Annotated in this window: 23 protein-coding genes; 12 read left to right on the top strand and 11 right to left on the bottom strand. The window is 71.3% G+C overall.

Features of this window, described 5'->3' with window-relative positions; all coding sequences use genetic code 11:
- Positions 1-218: 218 nt before the first annotated feature.
- From ACIG5F_RS48355 to ACIG5F_RS48340, 4 genes are read right to left on the bottom strand one after another with little or no spacing between them, the layout of a single operon-like run.
- Positions 219-785 (bottom strand): helix-turn-helix domain-containing protein, encoded by a 567-nt coding sequence (locus ACIG5F_RS48355; RefSeq protein WP_396527135.1) that lies wholly within the window; start codon positions 783-785, stop codon positions 219-221.
- Between the two features lie 46 nt (positions 786-831).
- A complete protein-coding gene (locus tag ACIG5F_RS48350; protein WP_396527134.1) occupies positions 832-1,275 on the bottom strand; it encodes an Lrp/AsnC family transcriptional regulator in 444 nt (147 codons plus the stop codon).
- 5 nt (positions 1,276-1,280) lie between these two features.
- Positions 1,281-1,973, bottom strand: coding sequence for an alpha/beta fold hydrolase (locus ACIG5F_RS48345; protein ID WP_396527133.1), 693 nt, complete (start codon positions 1,971-1,973; stop codon positions 1,281-1,283).
- Positions 1,974-1,985: 12 nt separating this feature from the next.
- The gene (locus ACIG5F_RS48340; RefSeq protein WP_396527132.1) at positions 1,986-2,768 is read right to left on the bottom strand and encodes a class II aldolase/adducin family protein; all 783 of its coding nucleotides are present in this window, start codon (positions 2,766-2,768) and stop codon (positions 1,986-1,988) included.
- Between the two features lie 217 nt (positions 2,769-2,985).
- Between ACIG5F_RS48340 and ACIG5F_RS48335 the strand changes: the two genes are divergently transcribed.
- The 7 genes from ACIG5F_RS48335 (at position 2,986) to ACIG5F_RS48305 (ending at position 10,691) form a co-directional block, all read left to right on the top strand.
- Positions 2,986-4,035 carry a thiamine pyrophosphate-dependent dehydrogenase E1 component subunit alpha gene (locus ACIG5F_RS48335; RefSeq protein WP_396527131.1) on the top strand — a complete coding sequence of 350 codons (1,050 nt, stop codon included), beginning with the start codon at positions 2,986-2,988 and terminating at the stop codon, positions 4,033-4,035.
- Positions 4,032-5,000, top strand: coding sequence for an alpha-ketoacid dehydrogenase subunit beta (locus ACIG5F_RS48330; RefSeq protein ID WP_396527130.1), 969 nt, complete (start codon positions 4,032-4,034; stop codon positions 4,998-5,000). The genes ACIG5F_RS48335 and ACIG5F_RS48330 overlap by 4 nt, the downstream gene beginning before the upstream one ends.
- A gap of 18 nt (positions 5,001-5,018) precedes the next feature.
- On the top strand, positions 5,019-6,281 hold the full coding sequence (locus ACIG5F_RS48325) for a dihydrolipoamide acetyltransferase family protein (protein ID WP_396527129.1): 1,263 nt from the start codon (positions 5,019-5,021) through the stop codon (positions 6,279-6,281).
- A gap of 54 nt (positions 6,282-6,335) precedes the next feature.
- The gene (locus tag ACIG5F_RS48320) at positions 6,336-6,761 is read left to right on the top strand and encodes a nuclear transport factor 2 family protein (protein ID WP_396527128.1); all 426 of its coding nucleotides are present in this window, start codon (positions 6,336-6,338) and stop codon (positions 6,759-6,761) included.
- Positions 6,762-6,796: 35 nt separating this feature from the next.
- A complete protein-coding gene (locus ACIG5F_RS48315) occupies positions 6,797-7,720 on the top strand; it encodes a prolyl oligopeptidase family serine peptidase (protein WP_396527127.1) in 924 nt (307 codons plus the stop codon).
- 78 nt (positions 7,721-7,798) lie between these two features.
- The gene (locus ACIG5F_RS48310; protein WP_396527126.1) at positions 7,799-9,061 is read left to right on the top strand and encodes a glycosyltransferase; all 1,263 of its coding nucleotides are present in this window, start codon (positions 7,799-7,801) and stop codon (positions 9,059-9,061) included.
- Positions 9,062-9,422: 361 nt separating this feature from the next.
- Positions 9,423-10,691 (top strand): glycosyltransferase, encoded by a 1,269-nt coding sequence (locus tag ACIG5F_RS48305; protein WP_396527125.1) that lies wholly within the window; start codon positions 9,423-9,425, stop codon positions 10,689-10,691.
- Here ACIG5F_RS48305 and ACIG5F_RS48300 read toward each other — a convergent pair.
- Entirely contained in the window at positions 10,688-13,504 is a 2,817-nt protein-coding gene (locus ACIG5F_RS48300) for a BTAD domain-containing putative transcriptional regulator (RefSeq protein WP_396527124.1), read from the bottom strand. The genes ACIG5F_RS48305 and ACIG5F_RS48300 overlap by 4 nt on opposite strands.
- A 103-nt stretch (positions 13,505-13,607) precedes the next feature.
- On the opposite strand from ACIG5F_RS48300, the gene ACIG5F_RS48295 reads away from it, so the two are divergent.
- Together ACIG5F_RS48295 and ACIG5F_RS48290 are read left to right on the top strand one after the other, a co-directional pair.
- The gene (locus tag ACIG5F_RS48295) at positions 13,608-14,786 is read left to right on the top strand and encodes an amidohydrolase (RefSeq protein WP_396527136.1); all 1,179 of its coding nucleotides are present in this window, start codon (positions 13,608-13,610) and stop codon (positions 14,784-14,786) included.
- A complete protein-coding gene (locus ACIG5F_RS48290; RefSeq protein ID WP_396527123.1) occupies positions 14,779-15,330 on the top strand; it encodes a TetR/AcrR family transcriptional regulator in 552 nt (183 codons plus the stop codon). The genes ACIG5F_RS48295 and ACIG5F_RS48290 overlap by 8 nt, the downstream gene beginning before the upstream one ends.
- Here the strand turns inward: ACIG5F_RS48290 and ACIG5F_RS48285 are convergent.
- From ACIG5F_RS48285 to ACIG5F_RS48260, 6 genes are all read right to left on the bottom strand, one after another.
- The gene (locus tag ACIG5F_RS48285; protein WP_396527122.1) at positions 15,323-16,393 is read right to left on the bottom strand and encodes a YeiH family protein; all 1,071 of its coding nucleotides are present in this window, start codon (positions 16,391-16,393) and stop codon (positions 15,323-15,325) included. The two genes, ACIG5F_RS48290 and ACIG5F_RS48285, sit on opposite strands and share 8 nt — an antisense overlap.
- Positions 16,390-16,524, bottom strand: a complete 135-nt coding sequence (locus tag ACIG5F_RS48280; protein WP_396527121.1) for a hypothetical protein — start codon at positions 16,522-16,524, stop codon at positions 16,390-16,392. Before ACIG5F_RS48280 ends, ACIG5F_RS48285 begins: the two co-directional genes overlap by 4 nt.
- Before the next feature lie 91 nt (positions 16,525-16,615).
- Positions 16,616-17,746 carry an LLM class flavin-dependent oxidoreductase gene (locus ACIG5F_RS48275; RefSeq protein WP_396527120.1) on the bottom strand — a complete coding sequence of 377 codons (1,131 nt, stop codon included), beginning with the start codon at positions 17,744-17,746 and terminating at the stop codon, positions 16,616-16,618.
- A 1-nt stretch (position 17,747) separates the two neighbouring features.
- Positions 17,748-18,785, bottom strand: coding sequence for an LLM class flavin-dependent oxidoreductase (locus tag ACIG5F_RS48270; protein ID WP_396527119.1), 1,038 nt, complete (start codon positions 18,783-18,785; stop codon positions 17,748-17,750).
- Positions 18,782-20,170, bottom strand: a complete 1,389-nt coding sequence (locus tag ACIG5F_RS48265; protein ID WP_396527118.1) for an NtaA/DmoA family FMN-dependent monooxygenase — start codon at positions 20,168-20,170, stop codon at positions 18,782-18,784. Before ACIG5F_RS48265 ends, ACIG5F_RS48270 begins: the two co-directional genes overlap by 4 nt.
- Positions 20,167-21,204, bottom strand: a complete 1,038-nt coding sequence (locus ACIG5F_RS48260; RefSeq protein ID WP_396527117.1) for an LLM class flavin-dependent oxidoreductase — start codon at positions 21,202-21,204, stop codon at positions 20,167-20,169. Before ACIG5F_RS48260 ends, ACIG5F_RS48265 begins: the two co-directional genes overlap by 4 nt.
- Before the next feature lie 128 nt (positions 21,205-21,332).
- On the opposite strand from ACIG5F_RS48260, the gene ACIG5F_RS48255 reads away from it, so the two are divergent.
- The 3 genes from ACIG5F_RS48255 to ACIG5F_RS48245 are packed head-to-tail and all read left to right on the top strand — an operon-like array spanning position 21,333 to position 23,964.
- On the top strand, positions 21,333-22,265 hold the full coding sequence (locus tag ACIG5F_RS48255; RefSeq protein ID WP_396527116.1) for an amino acid ABC transporter permease: 933 nt from the start codon (positions 21,333-21,335) through the stop codon (positions 22,263-22,265).
- Positions 22,262-23,023, top strand: coding sequence for an amino acid ABC transporter ATP-binding protein (locus ACIG5F_RS48250; RefSeq protein ID WP_396527115.1), 762 nt, complete (start codon positions 22,262-22,264; stop codon positions 23,021-23,023). The genes ACIG5F_RS48255 and ACIG5F_RS48250 overlap by 4 nt, the downstream gene beginning before the upstream one ends.
- Positions 23,024-23,043: 20 nt before the next feature.
- The gene (locus ACIG5F_RS48245) at positions 23,044-23,964 is read left to right on the top strand and encodes an ABC transporter substrate-binding protein (RefSeq protein WP_396527114.1); all 921 of its coding nucleotides are present in this window, start codon (positions 23,044-23,046) and stop codon (positions 23,962-23,964) included.
- The last annotated feature ends 398 nt before the right edge of the window (positions 23,965-24,362 follow it).

The following is a 24,362-nucleotide window of genomic DNA, read 5'->3' as shown; positions in this document are numbered from 1 at the left end:
GCGGTCCTGACGCGCCTGCGTCAGGACCGCATGGCCATTCGACCATCCCGCAGCCACCAAGATCACCATCAAAGATCAACGGTGGATCCAGGTTCCTCGTGGAGAAGGTGCGCCAGCGGGTCGCCACCGCTGTCCGCTGCGCCCTGGCCGGCGAGGGCCCCTACCGCCTCGACCCCGACAAGGCCCCGCTCCGCCTGGCGTGAAACCGACGGTCCCGTCTAGCGCGGGACCGGGTGTCGCATCGGCACGGTCGCGGCGGTGGAGGCGATCAGCACTGTGGCGGACCGGCGGTTGGCCGCGGACAGCTTGTGCGGCCGGGCGGAGTCGAACTGCACGGAGTCGCCGGCCTCCAGGGTCTCCTTGCGGTCGTCGACGGTGAACCGGACCGTGCCCGACTCCACGTGCAGCCACTCCTCGCCGACGTGCTCGGCGACCCTGGTCGGCTTGCCGGGCGAAAGCTCCACGCGCACCACGGAAATCGTGGCCCGGGCGCCGCTGAGCACGGTGTAGCGGCCGTCCTGGCCCTGGTGCGTGGGGGCATCGCCGGCCCGCACGATGTGCAGGTCGTCCTCGGCCCGTTCCTCGACCAGCTGGCTGACGGAGACGCCGTACACTCGGGCGAGCTGGAGCAGCGTCCCGATCGACGGCTGTCGCTCGCCCTTCTCCAGCCGGGACAGGTGGGGCGCGGAGATCCCGGTCTGCTCGGCGAGCACGCTGAGGGTGATGCCGCGCTCGCCGCGCAGCGCGCGCAGGCGTTCGCTCACGCGCAGGTCGATGTCGTCCACGAAGGCACGGTACACGGTGTTGTCCTGGAGGTGATGTCGAATGCCCTCAGGGCATGGTCGCGCCGCCGCGCCGCCAGGAGCCCAGCACCATCAGCGTTTTGGTGCTGCGCACGGCGCCGTGCTTGCGGAGCTCGTTGATGATGGACCGCAGGTGGTGCACGCCGTCGGCCCGGACCCGCACCAGCGCGTCCGGGTCGCCGGCGATGGTGAAGATCTCCAACACCTCCGGCACCCCGGCCGCGGCGGCGGTGATCTGCTCGACCTCGGTGTCGCCGGCGAACCGCAGCTCCACGAACGCCTCGAAGCCGGCCCCGAGCCGGTCGTGGTCGACAACGGCGGTGTAGCCGGTGATCATCCCGGCCCGCTCCAGCCGCTCGATACGGCGCTTCACCGGCGACGCCGACATGTTGACCTGCGCGGCGATGTCGGCGACGGTGCGTCGGCCGTCCTCGACCAGCAGCCGGACGATGGTGTGGTCGGTGGCGTCCACGGCGGTCAGATCTTGACCAGCAGGTCGGCCACCCGCTCGGCTTCCGTGACGTACATCAGGTGGCCGGAGCCCGTCCAGATGTGCACGTCGAGGCCGTCACGGCGGGCCTGCTCGGCGACCTCGTCGAAGGACCGCCAGGCCGCGCCCTGCACGTAGGTGGCCGGCGTGGACACCGGGTGCTTCGGCTCGGGCAGCGGCTCGCGGTGGGTGAGCGTCGGCATGGGGGTCGACTGCGCCTCCAGCCAGGCCACCTGCTCGGGATCGGTGACCCCGAACGGCCCGTAGTCGGCGAACGGCGGCCAGGCCCACGGCTGCTCGGGCATCGGGTCGCCGAGCCGCGCGGGCAGGTCGGGGAGCTGGTCGAAGCAGGACTGCCCCGGCTGCGGGCGGAAGGCGTCCAGATAGACCAGGTGCCGCACGCGTTCCGGGACCTCGCCGGCGACGCCGGTGATCACCATGCCGCCGTAGCTGGAGCCGACGAGGACCACGTCGTGCAGGTCCTCCCAGTGCAGCAGGCGGGTGATGTCCTCGATGTGCAGGACGAGTCCGGTGTCGGGGCCGGCGAGATGGGCGCGGTCGGCCAGCCCGGTGAGGCTGGGCGCGAGCACCCGGTGCCCGCGGCGTTCGAGCTCCTCGCGCAGCGCGGCGAAGGACCAGCCGCCGAGCGTCGAGCCGTGCACCAGCACGTACGTGGTCATGGGGGGCTCCCGTCAGTCGAGGACGTCCGGCTCCTGCTCGACAACGAGGTCGGCGAGCAGGGCGAAGTTGTGGCGGGCCATGGTGGCGTTGCTGAACTGCCGGTGGGCGAGCCGGACCTCTTCGTCGGTCATGATCCGGGGCGTGCCGGCGGCATCGGCCAGCAGCTGCATCTGGCAGGCGCGGTCCATGGTGATGAACCACCAGGCCGCCTCGGCCACCGAGTGGCCCACGGTCAGCAGCCCGTGGTGCCGCAGGATCGCGGCCCGCCGGCCGCCGAGGCGCTCGGCGATCCGCTCGCCCTCGCTCTTCTCCAGCACCAGTCCCTTGTACTCGTCGAAGACCACGTGGTCGTCGTGGAAGGCGCAGGACTCCTGGACGATCGGCGCGAGCGGCTTGCTCAGCGCGGAGAAGGCCCGGCCGTGGATGGTGTGCGCGTGGGCCACCGCGACCACGTCCGGGCGGGCCCGGTGGATCGAGGAGTGGATCCAGAACGCCGCCTTGTTGGTGCGGCGGCCACCTTCGACCACGTGGCCCTGCTCGTCGATCAGCAGCAGGTCGCTGGTCTTGATGCGGGAGAAGTGCACCGCGTACGGGTTGACCCAGAAGCGGTCGGGGAACTCGGGGTCCCGGGCCGTGACGTGGCCGGCGATGCCCTCGTCGTAGCCGTAGCGGGCGAACAGCCGGAACGTGATCGCCAGCTCCCGCTTGCGGCGCTCGCGCTCCTCGGCCAGCGAACCGGACTCGTCCAGTTCGGGGATGTCCAGTTGCGGGATGTCCTGGTCGGCCGCGGTCATGGTCGCCCTCCTTCGGTCGCCCTCGAAGCATGGGCCATCGCCTCGGCCCGTGGCAACCCCTGGAGCAACAAAAGTTGTCATTCAGGCAATGTAGGGCCGTCGGGCCGCGCGCGTGTTTCTCGCGCGCCGGCCGCCGGCCGGGGTGGAAACCACCCCGTTCGCGGGGAAAGTCGCGAGTTCCTTGCCGGCCGCGCCGGTGTCCGGTCGACTTTTCGGCATGACCACTGCCAGCCTGCGGATCCTCGACAGCGACGGGACGGTGACCGAGTGCCCGGAGCTGCCCCTGGCGCCCGGCGAGGTCGACCTGACCGCCCTGTACCGAGATCTCGTGTTGACCCGGCGGCTCGACACCGAGGCGATCGCCTTGCAGCGCCAAGGAGAACTGGGCCTGTGGCCGTCGCTGCGCGGGCAGGAGGCGGCGCAGGTCGGGGCCGCGCACGCGCTCGCCGCGCAGGACATGGTCTTCCCGACCTACCGTGAACACGGCGTCGCCCTGTGCCGCGGCATCGACCCGTCGGCCCTGTTCGGCATCTTCCGCGGCACCACGCTCGGCGGCTGGGACTCCCGCGCCGCACGATTTCACTTGTACACCTTGGTGATCGGCGCTCAGACCCTGCACGCCGTCGGCTATGCCATGGGTGTGGCCCGCGACGGGGCCGTGGGCAACGGGGATCCTGGTCGGGACACCGCCGTCCTGGCGTTCCTCGGCGACGGCGCGCTGAGCGAGGGGGAGACCAACGAGGCCTTCGTCTGGGCCGCCGTCCAGCAGCTGCCGGTGGTTTTCTTCTGCCAGAACAACCAGTGGGCGATTTCCGCCCCGTACGCCACGCAGAGCCGCGTGCCGGCGGCCCAGCGCGCGGCCGGCTTCGGCTTCCCCGGCGTTCGCGTCGACGGCAACGACGTGCTCGCCTGCTACGCCGCCACCCGGGATGCCCTGCACCGGGCCAGGTCCGGCGGCGGTCCGACGTTGATCGAGGCCGTCACCTACCGGGTCAACGCGCACACGACCGCCGACGACGACGGCCGCTATCGGGGCGAGGAGGAGACCCGCCGCTGGGCCGCCCTGGACCCGATCGCCCGGCTGCGGGCCCATCTCCGTCCATCGGACGAGATCGAGCGCGAGGCCGACGCCTTCGCCGAGCGGCTGCGGGCGGCCTGCCGGGCCCTGCCCGAACCCGATCCCGACAGTCCTTTCCTGCACACGTATGCCGAGCCGGACGCCGAACTGCGCCGGCAGCTCGGCGACTACCGAGGCGGTGCGGCATGAGCGTGTCGATGGTGCGGGCCCTCAACGACGGGCTGCGGCGGGCGCTGGAGACCGATCCGTCGGTGCTGCTGCTCGGCGAGGACATCGGCCAGCTGGGCGGGGTCTTCCGGGTCACCGACGGGCTGCGCAAGGACTTCGGCGAGGACCGGGTGATGGACAGTCCGCTGGGGGAGGCCGGCATCGTCGGCGCGGCCGTCGGGCTGGCGCTGCGCGGCTACCGGCCGGTCTGCGAGATCCAGTTCGACGGCTTCACCTTCCCCGCCGTCAACCAGATCGTCACGCAGCTGGCCAAGCTGCGCCACCGCTCCGGCGGCGCGCTGGCCCTGCCCGTGGTCGTGCGGATGCCCTACGGCGGCGGCATCGGCTCCATCGAGCACCATTCCGAGTCGCCCGAGGCGTATTTCGCCCACACCGCCGGGCTCAAGGTCGTCACCTGCGCCACGCCGCACGACGCGCACTGGATGATCCAGGCCGCCGTCCGATCCCCGGATCCGACCGTGTTCCTGGAACCGAAGCGCCGTTACTGGGTCAAGGGCGAGGTCGGCGAGCACGACGACCTCCCCCTGGAGCGCGCCCGTGTCGTTCGCGGGGGAACGGACCTGACCCTGATCGGCTACGGCCCCTCGGTCGCCACCTGCCTCGCCGTGGCCGACCAGTGCTCGGCCCAGGGCCGCAGCGTCGAAGTCGTGGACCTGCGCAGTCTGTCCCCTTTGGACAGTGACACGGTTCTCGGCTCCGTTCGGCGCACCGGCCGGGCCGTCATCGTGCACGAGGCGTCGCTCTCGCACGGCGTCGGCGCCGAGGTCGCCGCCCGCATCCAGGATGAGGCGTTCTATCACCTGGAGGCCCCCGTCGCCCGGGTCACCGGTTACGACACGCCCTATCCGCCCAGCCGCCTGGAACGGGCCTGGTTGCCCGGAACGGACCGGGTTCTCGCCGCCGTCGACCGCACGTTCGGTCACTGACCACAAGGGACGGTTCCCGTGTCACAGCCACGCCAGTTCCTCCTGCCCGACGTCGGCGAGGGACTCACCGAGGCCGAGGTCCTGCGCTGGTCGGTCAAGCCGGGGGACGAGGTCGAGGTCAACCAGATCCTGGTCGAGATCGAGACCGCCAAGGCCGCCGTCGAGCTGCCGTCGCCGTACGCGGGCGTGGTCGCCGCACTGCACATCGCCGAGGGCGAGACCGCCGCCGTCGGCACTCCGCTGATCACCATCGACACCGGCGAACCCGCCGCCGTCGGCACCCCGCCGACCACCGACGACACCGACGAACCCGCCGCCCTGCTCGTCGGCTACGGTCCGCCCGCCGAAGATGCTCCATCCATAGTGGACAATCGGCCGCCGGCTGTTGTGGACAATCGGCCGCTGGCCAAGCCTCCGGTGCGCAAACTGGCCAAGGACCTCGGCGTCGACCTGACCCGCCTCAGCCCCACCGGCCCGCACGGCACCATCAGCCGTGCCGACGTGCAGGCCGCCGCGGCGCCACCCGCTTCCACTTCTTCCACTTCTTCTTCCTCCTCCTCTTCTTCTTCCTCCTCCGAGACCCGCATCCCGATCCGTGGCGTCCGCAAGCACATGGCCGCCGCGATGGTCGCGTCCGCCTTCACTGCCCCGCATGTCACCGAGTTCCTCACCGTCGACGTCACCCAGACGTTGGCGCTGCTGGACACCATCCGGGCCCGGCGCGAGTTTCGCGACGTCAAGGTGACCCCGTTGGCGATCGTCGCCCGGGCCCTGACACTGGCCCTGCGCGCCACGCCCGAGGCCAATGCCACCTGGGACGAGGCCGCCCAGGAGATCGTCGTCAAGCGCCAGGTGAACCTCGGCATCGCCGCCGCCACCGACCGTGGCCTCGTCGTGCCGGTGATCAGGGACGCCGAGCAGCTGTCGCTGCGTGAGCTGGCCGAGGCGATCACCCGCCTGGCGGCCGACGCCCGCGCCGGCCGCACCGCCCCGTCGGCCATGACTGGCGGCACCGTGACGATCACCAACGTCGGCGTGTTCGGCGTCGACACCGGCACGCCCATCCTCAACCCGGGGGAGACCGCCATCCTCGCCGTCGGCGCGATCCGCCGCATGCCCTGGGTCGTGACCGGTCCGGACGGCGTCGAGCACATCGAACCCCGCTCGATCGCCCAGCTCGCGCTCTCCTTCGACCACCGCGTCCTCGACGGCGCCCAGGGCTCGCGCCTGCTGGCCGACGTCGGCGACGTCCTGCGCACCCCCGGGCTCGCCCTGCTCTGACCCGAGTTGTCACACAGGCAACAAATGTTGTCCCCAAGCTGCTACGCTCGCCGAATGGAGAAGACCGTGAGACACCAGGAGTTCTTCCACGCCCTGTTCACGTGGTGTGCCGACCTGTGCGCAGGCCAGGCCAAGGCCACCGACGACGAGGTCCGCCGCTTCTGGACCGAGGACGGCCGGATGGTCACCAACGGCCGGGTCGAGGCCGCCGGCGTCTCGGCGCTGCGCGCCCACTTCGAGCTGTTCCCCCAACGCTATCGCACCGTCGAGATCCTCGTGCCCTTCCGTCGCTACATCGAGTCCGGCGATGACGTGGCCATCGAGTACGACATCGTCGGCGAGCTCAAGCAGGGCGCGGTGGCCATCGCCACCGGCGAGACCGACCGCCAGGAGGTCCGGGTCATGGCCAACTTCACGCTCGTCGATGGCCGGATCTCCGAGATGCGCGAGGTGGCCGCCAAGGTCGAGGGGCGTGACTGACCATGACCGGAATAGCTGTTCCTCAGGGATTCGCCATGACCCAGCCCCAGATTCGCGTGGCCGCCAGCATCGCCCACAGCGACATCAGCACCAGCATCGTGCTCTCCGGCTCCCGCGCCCCTCAGGTCTCCGCCAAGGGCATCGACCTCACTGCTCACCTCAACGTCCCGTTCGCCCGCCGCCCCAACCGCTCCCTCCTGCTGGACCTGCTCGTGCCCCCCGGTTCCGGCCCCAAGCCTCTCATCGTCTACATCACCGGCGGCGGCTTCATCCGCGCCGAGAAGGAGAACGGCCGCCTGCTGCGCACCTGCCTCGCCGTGGCCGGCTTCGCCGTGGCCAGCATCCAGTACCTCACCGTATGGGAGGGCGCCACCTACCTCGACGGCGTTGCCTCCGTCCGCGAGGCCGTCGCCTTCCTGCGCTCCAACGCCGCCACGTACGACCTGGACCCCACCCGCGTCGCTCTGCTCGGCGAGTCCGCCGGCGGCTACCTCGCCACCATGGCCGGCCTGGACCCCGCCAACGCCGTCCGCGCCGTCGTCAACAAGTTCGGCATTGTGGACTTCGGCAGCATCACCGAGGATTTCGACTCCAAGACCCAGGCCTCCCAGACCGGCCCCGACCTCCCCCTGGCCCTGTACCTCCATGGCGAGGGCACCGGCCGCACCGTGCACGACCCCATTCCCGACGCCAGCCCCCTGAACCACATCACCCCCTCGTCCCCGCCTTTCCAGCTCTGGCACGGCCTCGCCGACGGCATCATCTCCCCGTCGCAAACCCTCCGCCTGCACACCGCGCTCCGCTCGGCCGGCGTCGACTCCACCCGCTACGTGCTCCCCGGCGCCGGTCACGGCGACGTCGCCATCCTCCTCGGCGACCCCGAAGGCGCTCTCCCGTGGTACACCGAAGAGGTCATAGGCCTCACCACCGACTTCTTCCGCACCCACCTGCTGTCCTGACCGCGGTGGGAGGCCGTTGCCAGCGAACCGCATCCCCTGGCAGGGTGAGAGCCACGCAACCTGGGGGGAGCCAGTGCCATGCTCACACCGACATGGGAAGTCGACCCGCCTCGCGAATCGCCCCTGCTCGCCCATGTCAACGCCACGGCAACCGGCGGCGGGGTCTCCGAACTGCTCCGCAACCTGCTGCGCCACCAGCCCGCCGGCTGGGCGGTGATCGCCGGCAACGCCGACTTCTACGCGGTGACCAAATACCTCCACCACCTCCTGCACGGCCAGGCCGACCCGACCCGGCTCGACGACCCCGCCCTGATACGGACCTACCGCGCCACACTCGAACCCCAGCACGCCTGGTTCGCCGACCAAATCAGGCCGGACGACGTGGTGGTCCTCCATGACCCGCAGACCCTCGGCCTGGCCCCGGCGATCAAGGCCGCGGGCGGAAAACCCGTATGGCACTGCCACATCGGGGCCACGATCGACCCGGAACGCGGCCCGGCCAGGATGTGGCAGGCGTTCGAGCCAGAGTTCGACGCACTCGACGCGGTCGTGACCACTCTCCCCGAGTTCGCACCGCCGAACACCAAAAACCTGTTCCTGATCCCGCCGGCGGTCGACCCCTCGGCGGTGAAGAACCGCGACCTCGGCGCGACAGAGATTGACGCTCTACTGGCGGAGATCGGCCTCACCAGCGACAGGATCGCGCCAGACGTGGCCATCACCCACGAAAAGCCGTTGCCGCCCGACTCCCGGGTCGTGCTCCAGGTGTCACGCTGGGACCCGCTCAAGGACATGCCCGGGGTGGCCCGCTGCGTGGTCGGCCTGCCCCGGGACGCCCACGTGGTGCTCGCCGGCACCAACCCCACGGAGATCCCTGACGACCCGGAGGGCCTGGCCGTGCTGGCCGAGGTCCGAGCCGTGCTCGCCGAACTGTCCGAAGTGGACCGTGGGCGGCTGCACCTGGTGAACATCTCTATGCGAGACCAGGATCGCAACGCGCTCATCGTGAACGCCTTGCAGCGCCGGGCCGATGTCGTGGTGCAGAAGAGCCTTCAAGAGGGCTTCGGCCTGACCGTGACCGAGGCCATGATCAAGGGCAAGGCGGTGATCGCCTCCGACGTGGGCGGCCTGCGGCAGCAGATCACCCACGGGCACAACGGAATCCTGGTCGATCCGGCCGACATCGGCAGCGTCCGGGAAGAACTACGCCGCCTGCTCGACGACCCGACCCTGCGGCGCGAGCTCGGCGGGCGAGCCCGCGCCACGGTGCTGGAGCACTACACGATGCGCCAGTTCGCCGACGCCTACCGGCAGCTGGCGAAATCAGTCCACGAGGCGTAGCCACGCGTCGGCGAGGGCGGCGTGGGGTGGACGCCGTCCTCGGACCAGTGCTCGGGCTCGCCGCCGAGCCGGGCGAACATGTCATCGGCGGGCAGCAGCGGTCTTGTTGGCGGCGATCCCGGCGTAGACCCAGGTCACCGGCCGTGAGGGGTGCCGGAACCCCATTCGCCGGCGATGAGCTGCGGGTGCACGGGCGAGTCCTGCCGCCCGCCGGTGAACACCACGGTGCCGCCCGGCCGAAGCGTGATCGTCATGTCCCGAGGCTGACGCCGCCCGCTCACCGCATGCGCACACGGCGCTCACATGCCCCCTGACCAGGCACGGACAGGGAACGGAAAGGGCAGTCCGGTCGACTGAGCCCATGCCGATCGACCTGTTGTTCGCGACCATGCCCGTGCCCGGCCACGTCGTCCCGCTGCTGCCCATCGCCCGTGAGCTGACGGCCCGCGGGCATCGGGTGCGCTGGTACACGGGCCGCGTGTTCGCCGACCGGATCGCCGCGGCGGGCGCGGAGTTCGTCGCGATGGACCCGTCGATCGACCACCAGGGCCGCAATGTCGACGAGCTGTTCCCGGAGCGGGTGCGGCTCAAGGGCATCGCGAAGCTGCGCTACGACATGCGGGCGGTGTTCCTCGACCCGATCCCGGCCCAGGTCGAGGGCCTGCGCCGGGAGCTCGACCGGCAGCCGGCCGACCTGATCCTGCACGACGCGGCGTTCGCCGGGGCCGAGATCGTCGAACGGCTCGGCGGGCCGCGGGTGGTCAGCGTCGGCGTCACGCCGATGATGCTGCCGGCGCCGGACGTGCCGCCGTTCGGGCCCGGCCTCAAGCCCGGCTCCGACCCGCTGACGCGGCTGCGCGACCGCGCCGTGCGGTATCTGCTGGACAACGTGGTGTTCAAGCCGGTCTACGAGCACCGCGACCGGATCCTGCGCGACCTCGGGCTGCCGGCCGGCGAGCGCGGCCTGGCCGCGGTGTCCCCGCACCTGCACCTACAGAACAGCGTCGCCGGCCTGGAGCACCCCCGGGCCTACCTGCCCGAGCAGGTCAAGTTCGTCGGCGCGCTCGTCGACCCCGTCACCGCGGTCCCGCTGCCGCAGTGGTGGGAGCGGATGATCGCCCGGGGCAAGCCCGTCGTGCACGTCACCCAGGGCACCGTCGCCGACACGGACCTCGGCCAGCTGGTGCGGCCGACGATCCGGGCGCTCGCCGAGGAGGACGTCACGGTGGTCGCCAGCACCGGCTCGCACGACCTGGGCCCGTTGCCCGCCAACGTGTTCACCGCACCTTTCCTGCCATACGACCAGTTGCTGCCGATCACCTCGGTGATGGTCACCAACGGCGGATTCGGCGGCGTGCAGTTGGCGCTGGCCCAGGGGGTGCCGCTGGTCGTCGCCGGCACCACGGAAGACAAGCCCGAGGTCGCCGCCCGCGTCGAGCGTTCCGGCGCGGGGCTGAACCTGCGCACGTCGACGCCGTCCGAGAAGTCCATCCGCAAGGCTGTCCGCCAGGTGCTCGACGGGGAGGCGTTCCGCCGGCAGGCACAGCGGCTGGCGGCGGAGTACCGCGCGCATGACGCCGGTGTGCTGAGCGCGGACCACATCGAGCGGCTGGTCGGGGCGAGGGTCTAGATCAACGCCGCCAACGGGGTGGCCCCCGCTTGGGCCGGCAGCAATGCCAGCACCTCGTCGATCCCCTTCATCTCGGTCAACAACGCGTGCAGCGCGGCCAGATGCAGGGGATCGACGATCCACTCCACCGCCCGCACGGCGTCGTCTATCCACAGTGGACCGTCCAAAGTGGCCAGATGGGCGGCGGCCACGGCGGTGCGGACCGGGCGGGCGTAGCCGGCCACGTCCCGGAAACACGCGGCCGCCGCCTCGGGATCCCCTTGGCGCAGCAGATGTAGCCCCAGCAGATTGCCCGCCGCTGCGCCGAGATCCTCGGCGGCCAGGTCCCGTGCCTGCGCCCGGACCCGCTCCAGACACGCGCCGGCCGCGGCGGGGTCGTCGGTGAGGTCGAGGTAGGCCAGCCGCAGCTCGGCGTAGCCGCACTTGACCGGCGCATACGCGGCGCGTGCGCCGTCCCGGGCTCGCTCCCACCGGGCCCGGGCCCGGTCGCGGTGCCCGGCGTGCTCCTCGGCGTCCCCGAGTCGTAGCTGCGAGTAGAGGATGCCGAACGGGTCGCCGAGCTCCTCGAAGTACCGCAGGTTGGACCGCGCGGCCTCGACCGCCGCGTCGAGGTCGCCGTCGCGGCGGTGCTGCTCGGACCACACGGCGTCGAGCACGCCGCGCAGCCATGGCTCGTCCAGGCCGACGATGGCCTCCTCGGCGTCGTCCAGGCATTGTCGCGCCTCGGCCCCGGGCCGTTCGTACACGGCCACCGCCGCCACCGCCGGCATCCCGATCCGGAACCCGTCGGGATTTGACCGGTAGAGATCGCGCACGCGCTGCGCGGACCGCCAGGTGTCGGGCCTGCGGCCGGACATGCGGCCGAGGTAGCTGTGCCAGCCCAACGCCGTGGCGAGCATCGTCTCCACGCCGGGAGTTGGCTTGGCGTCGAAGCATTCCACGGCCCGGCCGAGCCAACGGGTGCCCTCGGCCTCGCGTCCGCTGATGTACCAGAAGTAGCCGAGCAGGCCGTGCAGGGTGATCGCGCCGGCCCCGTCGCCGCGCTCCAGCAGCCAGGTCGTGACGGCCCGCAGGTTGGGCAGCTCCGGCGTCATCCGCCGCATCAGCTCGTGCTGCCGGGGCCCGGTCAGGCCGGTGAACATCTCCTGGGCGAACGCCAGCATCGCCGCGGCCTGCCGGTCGCGGAACTCGCTGACGTCGGCCGTCGCCTCGGCATACACCCGCACAGTCTCCAGCAGCCGGAACCGGTCGTCCGGGCCGCGCACGACCAGGGACTTGTCGACCAGCTGCGCGAGCACGCCGACCGTGGTGCCGCACACCCGTTCGGCATCGGCGAACGTGCAGCCGTCGCGGAACACCGACAGCGCGGCGAACACTCGTTTCTCCTGTGGCGACAGCAGTTCGTGGCTCCAGTCCAGCACCGCCCGCAGCGAGTGGTGTCGGGCCGGCGCGTGTCGGGAGACGTTGGCCAGACCGTCCAATCTGGACTCGATCTGGTCGAGCGAGAACAGCCGGGCGCCGGCGGCCGCCAGTTCCAGCGCGAGCGGCAGCCGGTCGAGCCGCGCGCACAGCTGCGCCACCGCCGCGTCGTCGTCCCGGGCCGACGGCGCGCGGTCGCGGAACAGCCGCATGGCCGCCTCGATTGCCAACGGCGGCAACGGAACCAGCCGTTCACCCTCGACGTTGAGCGGTTCGCGGCTGGTGGCCAACACGCTCACCCCGGGACAGGCGCCGAGCAGGAACCGGACCTGGGCCGCCGCGTCCTCGATGACGTGCTCGCAGTTGTCCAGCACCAGCAGGACTTCCCGGCCTCGCAGGTAGGCCAGCAGCCGATCGTCCTCCTCGAACCCCAGCGCGCTCGCGACCGCGTCCAGCGCGCTCGCGTCCCGGGCGATCGGGGCCAGCTCGACCAGCCACACCCCGTCCCGATAGCGGTCGCGCAGCAGGTGCCCGAGCTCGCGCGCGGCCCGCGTCTTGCCCACGCCGCCGGGGCCGATCACCGTGACCAGGCGGTGCTCGGCCAGCAGCCGGCGCACGTCGGCGAGGTCGGCGTCGCGGCCGATCAGCGTGCCGACCGGATGCGGCAGGTTGCCGGCGGGCCGCACCGGCTCATCCCGCAGGAGTTCCAGGTGCAGCGCCATGATCTCGGGCGAGGGGTCGGTCCCCAGCTCGTCCGCGAGCCGTTCGCGCAGCTCGGCGAACACGGTCAGCGCCTCGGAGCGGCGGCCGGCCCGGTGCAGCGCGGTCATGAGCTGGCCGGCGAACCGCTCCCGCAACGGGTGTGCCGCGGTGAGCCCGGTCAGTTCGGCCACCAGGTCCTCGGCCCGGCCCAGCGCGAGCTCCGCGTCGATCACCGTCTCCAGCGCGGTGAGCCGGACCTCGGCCAGCCGGGCCAGCCAGGCCTCGGCGAAGTCGTACGGCTCGGGTTCCCGCCACCCCGCCAGCGCCTCGCGGAGAACCTTGGCCGCCGACTCGTGCTGGTCGGCCGCCGCCAGCTGCCGGCCGCGTTCGCACGCCTCGGTGAACACGGTGGCGTCGACCTCGCCGGGCTTGGTCACCAGCCGATAGCCGGCGGGCTCGGAGACCAGCCTCGGTTCGGGCAGCGCGGCCCGCAGCTTGGCGATCTGCACGTGCAACGCGTTCACCGGGTCCTTGGCGTTGCGCCCGGTCTCGAACAGCCGCCCGGGGCTGACCGCCTCGGGGCCCGCGAGCACCAGCATCGCGAGGATCGCCCGGGCCCGGGCGCCCGGCAACGCCACCGGCGTGCCGGCGTCGTCCCGCACCTCGACCGGCCCGAGCAGCTGAAAACGCATGCGGGGGAGTCTCTCACGCGAGCGCGGACCGTCACGGAACTCCGGGTGCGCGGGGGCACGTTCGCCTGCCCCTGCTCTACTCGTGTACCAATGGTACATTGACGTGGTGGCCGACCTGATCGAGCTCTACCAGGACCTGCACCGCAACCCCGAGCTGTCGTTGCAGGAGGTGCGCACGGCCCGGGTGCTGGCCGAGGAGTTGCGGCCGCTCGGGTATGAGGTGACCACCGGCGTCGGCGGCCACGGCGTGGTGGGCGTGCTGCGCAACGGCGACGGCCCGGTGGTGATGCTGCGGGCCGACATGGATGCGTTGCCCGTGCAGGAAAAGACCGGCCTGCCGTACGCGAGCACCGCGCGGGGGACCGATCTCGACGGCAACGACGTGCCGCTCATGCACGCCTGCGGCCACGACATGCACAGCACCTGCCTGATCGGCGCGGCCGGGCGGCTGGCGGCGGAGCGCCAGACCTGGTCGGGCACGCTGCTGGTGGTGTTCCAGCCGGCCGAGGAGCTGGCCAGGGGCGCCCGGGCGATGGTGGCGGACGGGCTGTTCGAGCGGTTCCCGAAGCCGGACATCGTGCTGGGCCAACACGTCACGAACATCCCGGCCGGCGTCATCGGCTACGCCACCGGGCCGGTGATGTCGGCCATGGACTCCGTGCAGGTGACGCTGCACGGCCGCGGCGGCCACGGATCGATGCCGGACCAGACCATCGACCCGGTCCTGATGGCGGCCAACGTGGTCACGCGCCTGCAAGGGATCGTGGCCCGCGAAGTCCCGCCGGCCGAGACCGCCGTGGTCACCGTCGGGCGGTTGCGGGCCGGCGCCAAGGACAACATCATCCCCGACACCGCCGAGCTGGGGATCAACCTGCGCGCCTACTCGGCCGAGGTCCGGGACCAGGTGCGGGCCGCGATCGAACGCATCGTCCGCGCCGAGGCCGCCGCCAGCCGGGCCGAACGCGAACCCGACTTCGACTGGACCGTGAGCGCCCCGGTCATGGTCAACGACCCCGACGCGACTCTGACAACGGTCGACGCCTTCGTCCGGCACTTCGGGGAACAGCGGGTGACCGAGGTGCCCCGCCAGACCGCCAGCGAGGACGTCGGCGTCTACGGCCAGGCGATCGGCGTGCCGACCGTGTTCTGGTTCTGGGGCGGCATGGACGGAGATGCCAGGCCCAGCAACCATTCCCCGGAGTTCGCCCCGGTCATCGAGCCGACCCTGACCACCGGCGTCGAGGCCCTGGTCGTCGCCGCGCGCACCTGGCTCGATGGCTGACACGCCCAGGGAGAAGCTGCTGGACGGCGCTCGGCGACTGCTGGACCACCGGGGCCGGCTCAGCGATCTGACGCTGCGCAAGCTGGCCGACGCCCTGGGCACCAGCCACCGCATGCTGATCTACCATTTCGGCTCCCGCGACGGCCTGCTGGCCGCCCTGTTGAGCCAGATCCGCCGCGAGCAGCAGCGGCGGATCCTCTCGCTCGGCACCGAGGCCGCCTACCAGGACGGCCTGCGCCTACTCGACCAGATGTTCCTCGACCAGGCCGAGAGTCCCCACACCCCCGCGTTCTTCTACGTGCTCGGCCTGGCGGTGCAGGACCCCGACACCTACCGCGAGTTCCTCGACACCCTCGACGACTGGACCACCGTCTACACCACCCTCGGCGTCCGCGAGGGCCTGCCCCGGACCGCCGCCCGCGCCCGTGCGCACGCCCTCGTGTGGTCCCTGCGGGGCCTGCTCGTCCAGGCCGTCGCCACCGGTGATCACGTTGGGGCGCGCGAAGAACTCCGCGAGGTCATGGCGCAGCTGGGTTTCAGGTGAGCAAGCCCGAGGTCAGCAGGACCAGGCCGAGGGAGCAGCCGGCGACCACGACGAGCCCCAGGGCGGCGACGATCAGCGGGCGCAGGCCGGCGCGGGCCAGCTCGCGCAGGTCGAAGTTGAGGCCGACGCCGGCGAAGCAGAGCAGGAACGCCCACTTGGACAGGTTGCCGAGGCTGGTGACGTCGGCCTTGGCGAACACGCCGGCCGTGGCCAGGGCGGACACGGCGATGAAACCCAGCACGAACTTGGGGAAGGTGCGCCAGACGAAGGCGGCGCGGCCGCCGAGGGTGGTGGCCACCGACCGGCCGCCCCGGGTGGACCAGTAGGCGGCGTAGCCGAGCACGACCAGCCCGATCAGGGCGTTGCGGGTGTTCTTGACGGCGACCGCGACCTGTTGCGCCTGGGCCGAGTAGGCGGCGCCGGTGGCGGTGGTCTCGGCGGTGTTGTCGACGGCGAGCCCGGCCCACAGGCCGAACTGGGTGTCGGACAGGTGCAGCAGGTGGCCGATGGCCGGGAAGCTGAACAGGGCCACCGCGCCGAGCGCGAGGATGGCGGCGATGGCGTAGCCGGAGTCCTCGTCGTCGGCGTCGATCGCGCCGCGGCCGGCGATGATCGCGGACACCCCGCAGATGGAGGTGCCGATGGCCAGCAGCGTGGACAGCTTGCCGCCGAGCCCGAAGGCCTTGCCCACCAGCAGGATCACCACGGTGGCGACGGCCATGTCGATGAGGATGATGCCGAGGCTGAAGCCGCCCAGCTTGGCCAGGTCGCCGAGCACGAAGCGGGCGCCCAGCAGCACGATGCCGGTCTTGAGCCAGAACTCGTAGCTGGCCACGCCCGGCCGGAACAGCGCCGGCAGGCCGATCACGTTGCGGATGAGCAGCCCGATGAGGATCGCCCACAGCACGTACTCGATGTCGGGCAGCGCGACGCCGGTCGCCTTGCCCACGCTGCGCAGGCCGTTCTGGGCGAACGTGCCGAGAATGCCGACGGCGGCGAGCAGCAGCAGGCCCGGCAGGTAGCGCAGCACCGGGACGCCGGTCCGGCTCTCGGTGGTGCTCATTTGACCAGGAAGGAGATCGCCGGGAGCAGACCGGTCGCGGCCAGCACGACGAGCACGCCGGCGACGATCACCGCCGCCCAGTCGGCGCCGATCCGGGCGAGCGGGTTGCCGCGTTCGGGTGAGGAGCCCATGTCTGCCTCCGAGGACTGTCGATTGTGGACGATCGCGCTGTGGCGGCAGCGGAACTGTAGAACCGCCGGCGGCGATCGGACAGCCTGTCCATCAGGTGGGACGAATGGGACGAGATGAGCGCCGCTGCCACTCCTGGGCCAGCAGCTGGTAGGAGCGGACGCGGTCGGCGTGGTCGTGGGTGATGGTGGTGACGATCAGCTCGTCGGCCCCGGTGGCGTCCCGCAGCAGCTCCAGCTGGTCGGCCACCTGCGTCGGCGTGCCGACGAACTGGGTGTCGACGCGATCGGCGACCAGCTCCCGGTCGGCGTCGCTCCACACGTGGGCGCGGGCCTGCTCGGGAGTGGGGAACGGGATCGCGCCCTCGGCGGTGCGGATGCTGCGCACCCACAGCCCGTAACCGGTGGCCAGTTCCCTTGCCGCGTCCGAGGTTTCCGCGACGACAACATCGGCCGACACGCTCACGTAGGGGCGGGAGAGGACCGCCGACGGCCGGAAGGCGGCGCGGTAGCCGGCGACGGCCTCCAGCACGGTGGCCGGGCTGACGTGGTAGTTGGCGGCGAACCGCAGGCCCCGATGGCCGGCGACGGTCGCGCTCTCCCCGCCGCTGGTGCCCAGGATCCACAGCTCCAGCTCGGCTCCTTCGCCCGGCACGACGTGAGCCTGCTCGCCGTTGAGCTCGTAGGTGCCGGCCAGCAGGGCCAGCACGTCGTCGACCTGCTCGGTGTAGTCCTGGGGCTCGGCGTTGGGCAGCTGCAACAGCCGGCGCTGCAACGGGATGCGCGGCGAGGCCAGGAGCTGGGCATAGGAGAACCGGGGCGGAATCAGCAAACCGTTGGACACCGGCGCCGCCGGTTCCAGCACCGGCGCCGGCGTCCGGGGCCGTCCGCCCGATCGCCCGAGGCCCAGGTCGAACCGACCCGGGTGCACGGCGTCGAGCAGCCCGAATTCCTCCACAGTGGACAGTGCCGTGCGGTGCCCCATCTGCACCGCGCCCGACCCGAGCCGAATGGTCGAGGTCGCGGCGGCGGTCAGCGCCAGCACGACCGCCGGCGACGTGCCGGCCACGCCCGGATTGAGGTGGTGCTCGGCGAACCAGTAGCGGGCGTAGCCGAATCTTTCCGCCTGCTGGGCCAGATCCACGCTGTTGCGCAGCGCCTGGGCGGCGGTCGAGCCGGACGAGATCGGCACCAGGTCGAGCACCGTGAGCGGAGTGTCGGCCATGTCAGTCCACCTCCGCGCTCGGCCACGGCGGATCGGGAATGTCCTTGCGCAGCACCGGGGCGATCTCCCGCTGGAACAGCTCCATCGACTCCCGGTGCTGGGCGTCGGTCAGGCCGCCGGGCTCCGCGTGCAGGTGCAGCACGGTGTGCCCGAACTGCTCGTGGTAGCGGTGGACCTTGTCGATGACCTGCTCGGGGCTGCCGATCAGCGCGGAGCTGCGGTCGGCGAAGTCCTCGACCGACGTGAACACCGGGGTGAGGCCCATCTTCCGTTGCAGGGCCAGGCCGGCCTCGAACACGGGACGGTAGGCGTCGATGGCGTCCTGGGACTTCGGGGTGGCGTAGTAGCCGGCGGTGCCGGCCCCGACGACCGCGGCGGCCGGGTCGTGCCCGTAGAACTCCCAGCGTTCCCGGTAATAGCGCACCAGCTCGGCATACGGCTCGATCGGATTGGTCACGTTGGCCGAGAACAGCGGATCACCGTAGCGGGCGGCCAGGTCCACCGACTCCCGGCTGGTGGCGCTGCCGTGCCAGACCCGGATCGGCCGCTGCAACGGCTCCGGCCACACCTCGGCCTCGACCAGCGACGGCCGGAACCGGCCGGTCCAGGTGACCTTGTCCTCCCGCCACAGCCGGCGGAACAGCTCGTAGGACTCGGAGTTGCGGTCCCACTGGTCGTCCTCGGTGACGTGGAACAGCTGCCGCTGGGCCGATCCGTTGCCCTTGCCGATGATCAGCTCCAGCCGGCCGCCGGACAGGTTGTCCAGGGTGGCGTAATCCTCGTAGGCCCGCACCGGATCGAGCAGGCTCAGCGTCGTCACCGCCGTGAACAGCCGGATCCGGGAGGTCAGCGCGGCGATGTGGCTGAGCACCACCGGCGGCGAGGAGGAGATGAACGGCCGCTCGTGCCGCTCGCCGACGCCGAACCCGTCGAAGCCCAGCTCCTCGGCCAGCAGCGCGTTGTCCAGCACCTGCCGGAACCGTTGGCGCGTCGGCGTCTGGTCGGCGTGCACGATCAGCGTGATGGCCAGGAACTTCATGACGCACGCTCGGTCAGGTCGCCCCGGCGCGTCAGCGGCGGCCGCAGGCCGAGATGCTCCCGCAGCGTGGCGCCGGCGTACTCGGTGCGGTAGACGCCGCGTTCCTGGAGCTCGGGCACGAGCAGGTCGACGATGTCGTTGAGGCCGTCGGGAATGATGTAGGGGGTGATGTTGAACCCGTGCACGGCCCCGTGGCGGGCGAAGCGGGTGAACTTGTCGGCGAGGGCGGCGGGAGTGCCGACGTGGCCCCGCTGAGGGCCGAGCGCGATGGCGGTTTCCCGTAGCGACCAGCCGTTGGCCTCGGCCTGCTCACGCCACTTCGTGACCACGGCTTGGGGATCGGCGACGCGCCGAGCGCCGAAGGCGCCCGTGTTCTCCACGACGACGGCGTCCTCCTTGGGCACCGGGCCTTCGGCGTCACGGTCGGAAAGGTCGAAACCCCAGACCAGGCTGGCGATGTTCAGCGCGGTGGCCGGAGTGACCTGCTCCAGCCGCACCCAGCGGGCCTTCTCCCGCGCCTCCTGCTCGGTCGCCCCGATGATGATCTCGGTGCCGGGCAGGATGCGCAGGTCGTCCTCGGGCCGCCCGGCCGCGCGCAGCCGCCGTCGGATGTCCTCGGCGAAGGCCAGCGCGTCGTCGAAGTCGTTGCCGTGCGCGGAGAAGATGACGTCGGCGTTGCGGGCGGCGAAGTCACGGCCGTCCGAGGAGTCGCCGGCCTGGAAGATCACCGGATGGCCCTGCGCACTGCGGGGCAGCGTCGGAGTGACCTCGATGTCGAACTGGCTGCTGCGCTGACGAACCGGCGTCACCGGGGCCGACCAGGCCTGGGCCTCCCGAGACGTGGCCACGGCGTCGTCGGCCCAACCGTCCCAGATCGCCCGCGCGGCGGTGAGGAACTCCTCGGCCCGGCGATACCGGTCGGCGTGGTCGAGATAGCCGCCACGCCGGAAGTTGGCCCCGGTCCAGGCGTTGTCGGTGGTCACGACGTTCCAGCCGGCCCGGCCCTCGGACAGCAGGTCCAGCCCGGACAGCCGCCGGGCCAGGTCGGCCGGCTCGTTGAAGGTGGTGTTGGAGGTGCTGACCAGCCCGATCCGCTCGGTCACGGCGGCCAGCGCGGCCAGCTGGGTGATCGCGTCCGGGCGGCCGGCCACGTCGAGGTCGTGGATGCGGCCGTCGACCTCGCGCAGCCGCAGGCCCTCGCCGAGGAAGAAGGCGTCGAACAGGCCGCGCTCGGCGGTCTGGGCCACCCGGCGGAACGAGGCCGGGTCGATCTGCGAGCCGCTGTCCGGGGCCGACCACACGGTCCAGTGGTTGACGCCCTGGAAGAACACGCCGAAGTGCAGGATCGCGTCGGGGTAGGGGACGTCGTCGTCGATGATGCTCACGCGGACTCCTGGAAGCGACTGGCCGGGCGGGCGAGCCCGAGGGTGGCGCGCAGCGACGCGCCGGGAACGGGGCGGGCGGCGATCCGGCTGCGCAGCAGGGCCGGCACGACCAGCCGGGACAGCACGGCCAGATCCTCGTCCAGCACCAGCGGATGCAGCCGCACGCCGTCGACCTGGCCGGCCAGGCCGGTGATCAGCTTGACCAGGCCGTCGGCCGGCCCGGCGAAGCGCAGGCGCCCGCGGCTCGGCCACGGCCCGAGGTCGGTGATGCGCTGCCCGGCCGTGGCGTCCGGCGTGTCCAGGGCGACTTCGATCTCGGTGAAGGTCAATGGTGTGGCGGCGCGGGCACTGGCGCTGGTGAATGTCACGTCGACGAGATCGGCCGGCAACAAACCCTCGGGGGCGAACACCACGAGCTGTCCCTGCGGCGGCCGGGGCACGATGGCCGGCCCCTTGACGGCGAAGGTCTCGCCGGTGAAGTCGATGTAGTGCAGGCGGTCGCGGTCCAGGTAGCGGCTGGTGGCGACGTCCCGGATGACCGCGTCGTCCTCCCACGAGTCCCACAGGTCGCGGACCACGCGGGTGGAGTCGCGGGCCTCGCGGGCGCGGTCGTCGACCAGCGGCCGGCCCCAGGCCCGGGCCGCTTCGGCGGCCGCGGTCTGGCCGACGACCCAGCCGGCCCGCCCGGCCGAGATGTGGTCGACCGAGGCCAGCTGCGAGGACACGTGGAACGGCTCGGTGTAGGTGGTCGACACCGTGGGCGCGACGCTGAGCGTGCTGGTGGAGGCGGCGATGAAGGCGGCGCGCTCCACCGCGCCGATGCGGCCGAGGGGGTTGCGGCCGCTGCCCGGCGGCAGCAGGTCATCGTCCACTGTGGCCAGTGTGAAGCCGGCGTTCTCCACGACGGCGGCGACCGAGCGGACCCGCCCCGGTGTCAGCAGGTGGGCGGGCGCGTGGGCGGCGCGACGCCACGCGGCCGGGTGCGCGCCGTCGCCGTCGATCTCGATGGCCAGGTGCAGGCCGGAATTCGACATGACCCAACCGTATGTCGCGGAAAATTTCTCGGCTCGGACGTCCACCCAGTGGAACACGTTGACGGTTGACCGGCGTGACCGCCCATGATGGTGCCGTGACCCGTTCCCTTGCGCGGCAAGAAGACTCGGTGTCCGACAGAATCGTGTCGGATGCCGAGTTGTTGTCGGCGCGGCTGGTCCCGCTGCGCCGGCCCGGCCAGTGGCTGTCGGCCGCGGTGGTTGTGGTGCTGCTGGCCATGGTGGTGCACACGCTGTTCACCAACCCGCGGTTCCAGTGGCCGATCGTGTGGAGCTACTTCACCACCGGGCCGATCCTGCGCGGGCTGCTGTTGACGCTGTGGCTGACCGCGGCGGTGATGATCTGCGGTTACGTGTTGGGTGTCGTGCTGGCGGTCATGCGACTGTCGCGCAATCCGGTGCTGAGATCGGTGAGTTTCGGCTACGTGTGGCTGGTGCGGTCGGTGCCGCCGCTGGTGCAGCTGCTGTTCTGGTACGAGCTCGCGTCGCTGTATCCCCAGCTGTCGCTGGGGATTCCGTTCGGGCCGGCGTTCATCACGGTGCAGACGGCGCACCTGTTCACCGGCCTGCTGGCGGCGTTCGTCGGCCTCACGCTGGACGTGGCCGCGTTCTCCTCGGAGATCATCCGCGGCGGCATCCTGTCGGTGCAGCAGGGGCAGGTGGAGGCGGCGCAGGCGCTGGGCCTGGGGCCATGGCGGATCTTCCGGCGAATTGTGCTGCCGCAGGCGATGCCGGCGATCGTGCCGGCCTCGGGCAACATGCTGATCGGCATGCTCAAGGCGACGTCCATCGTGAGCGTGATCGCCGTGCAGGACCTGCTGTACTCGGTGCAGCTGATCTACAACCAGAACTTCCTCATCATCCCGCTGCTGCTGGTGGCGACGATCTGGTACATCCTGCTCACCACCGTGCTGTCGATCGGCCAGTACTACGTGGAACGGCACTACGCGCGCGGCAGCGGCCGAGGCGATCCGCGCGGGCTGTGGACGATCGCGCGGGCGAACATCCCGTTGTTCCGGAACAACCTGGCGGGCATCTCATGACGTCGCTGGTGCGGATTCGCGGTCTGCGCAAGAGCTTCGGCTCGAACGTGGTGCTGGACGGCGTCGACCTGGACGTGCACGAGGGCGAGGTCGCGGTGCTGCTCGGGCCGTCCGGGGCCGGCAAGAGCACGCTGCTGCGGTGCGTCAACCACCTGGAGAAGCCGGACGCCGGCTTCGTCGAGGTCGGCGGCGACGTGATCGGCTACCGGTACGCCCGCCACCGGCTGCATGAGCTGCGGGCGCGGTCGATCACCCGGCAGCGGGCCCGGATCGGCATGGTGTTCCAGCAGTTCAACCTGTTCCCGCACCTGACCGTGCTGGAGAACATCGTCGAGGGACCGGTCGCGACCGGCCAGCTGTCCAAAAAGGACGCCGGTGGCCGGGCCCGGGAACTGCTGGAACGGGTCGGCCTCGGCGGCCGCGAGCAGGCCTATCCGCGCCAGCTGTCCGGCGGCCAGCAGCAGCGGGTGGCGATCGCGCGGGCGCTGGCGATGCAGCCCCGGCTGATGCTGTTCGACGAGCCGACCAGCGCTCTCGACCCGGAACTGGTCGGCGAGGTGCTGGCCGTCATGAAGGATCTGGCCGCCAGCGGCATGACGATGATCGTGGTGACCCACGAGATCGGCTTCGCCAGCGAGGTCGCCGACACGGTGGTGTTCCTGGACGGCGGCCGGATCGTCGAGTCCGGGCCGCCGGCCGAGGTGCTGGCCAATCCCCGCCACGACCGGGCGCGCGCGTTCCTGTCGGCGGTGCTGTGAGAACTGGAAGGACTTTCCCTGTGTTCAGACAAGGTGTTCTGGCCGCCGCACTGGCCGCATCGGCGCTCGCGCTGGCCGCCTGCGGCGGGGCCACCGCCGCCGATCCGGCCGCGCCGACCACGTCGGTGACGTATCCGACGCAGGACGTCGTCTCGGCGATTCAGGCCGATTCCACGCTGCGGGCCGAACTTCCGGCCGGCACGACCGCGCTCACGCTGGGCACCACCCTGGCCCCGGGCACGGCCGGCCTGCCGCATTCCGGCCAGGTCGACGGCAAGTACGTCGGCCTCGACGTGGACCTGCGCAATGCCGTGGCCAAGGTCCTCGGCATCACCTGGACGGTGCAGAACGGCACGTTCGAGACGATCATTCCCGGGGTGCAGAACGGGAAGTACGACATCGGCCAGGACAACTTCGGCGTCACCGCGGCCCGGGAGAAGGTGGTGGACTTCGCCACCTACCTCAGCGACGGCCAGTCGTTCCTCGGCCCGGCCGACCACGGGCCGAGCAGCGTCAAGACGCTCGAGGACCTGTGCGGGCTGACCGTGGCGACCAGCCCGGGCTCCACGTTCCAGCAGATCCTCACCAGCGGGGCCGACAAGTGCGCCGCCGCCGGCAAGAAACCCTATACGGTGCAACTGTTCTCCGACTCCGCGCCGATCTGGCTGGGCCTGGCCAACGGCAAGGTGGACGTCTACTTCGGACCCACGCTGAGCCTGAAGTACGACGAGACCCACGTGCCTAACACCAAGTTCCTGGGCCAGTTCAGCTCCACCCCGGTCGGCTTCGTCACCGGCAAGGGCTCCCCAGTGGCCAAGGCGGTCAGCGACGCCGTGAACAAGCTGATCAAGGACGGCGACTACGGCAAGATCCTGGCCAAGTGGGGCGTGGAGAGCACCGGCATCACGCAGTCGACGGTCAACCCCACGCCCACGCTCTGACGGGTAAGGAGATCGACAGCGGCCTTGCGGGCCAGCGGCCTTGCGGGTCTGGATTCCTGGCTGAGGGCTGACCGGGAAGTCCGTCGGGCCGGTGGGGCCGGTGATGGTCTTGACCGGCTTGCGGGCTCCGCGCGAAGTCTCGATCCTCCGGTTGGCGGGGAGAGGGATAGTGGCCGCGTCGGACTGGGGTGGTCCTTTTCGGCAGGGTGACTCTTGCTGGGGTGTGTTCTGTTGCGGGTGGGGTTGTGGTTGTGGTTCTGGTGCCCGCGCCGCGCGGTTGCCGGGTGGTGGGGTTTGCGGTGAGGGGTGGGGGTTGTTGTGTGGTTGGGGGTGGGGTGGGGCGGTGGGTTGGTGGCTCCGGGTGGATTTTGTGTGGAGGCCTCTGGGCGATGGCGTAT

This window comes from Kutzneria sp. NPDC052558, assembly GCF_044547355.1.
Lineage (GTDB): Bacteria > Actinomycetota > Actinomycetes > Mycobacteriales > Pseudonocardiaceae > Kutzneria.
Note: the sequence above shows the minus strand (reverse complement) of the source record. Positions and strands in the feature narration are given on the sequence as shown.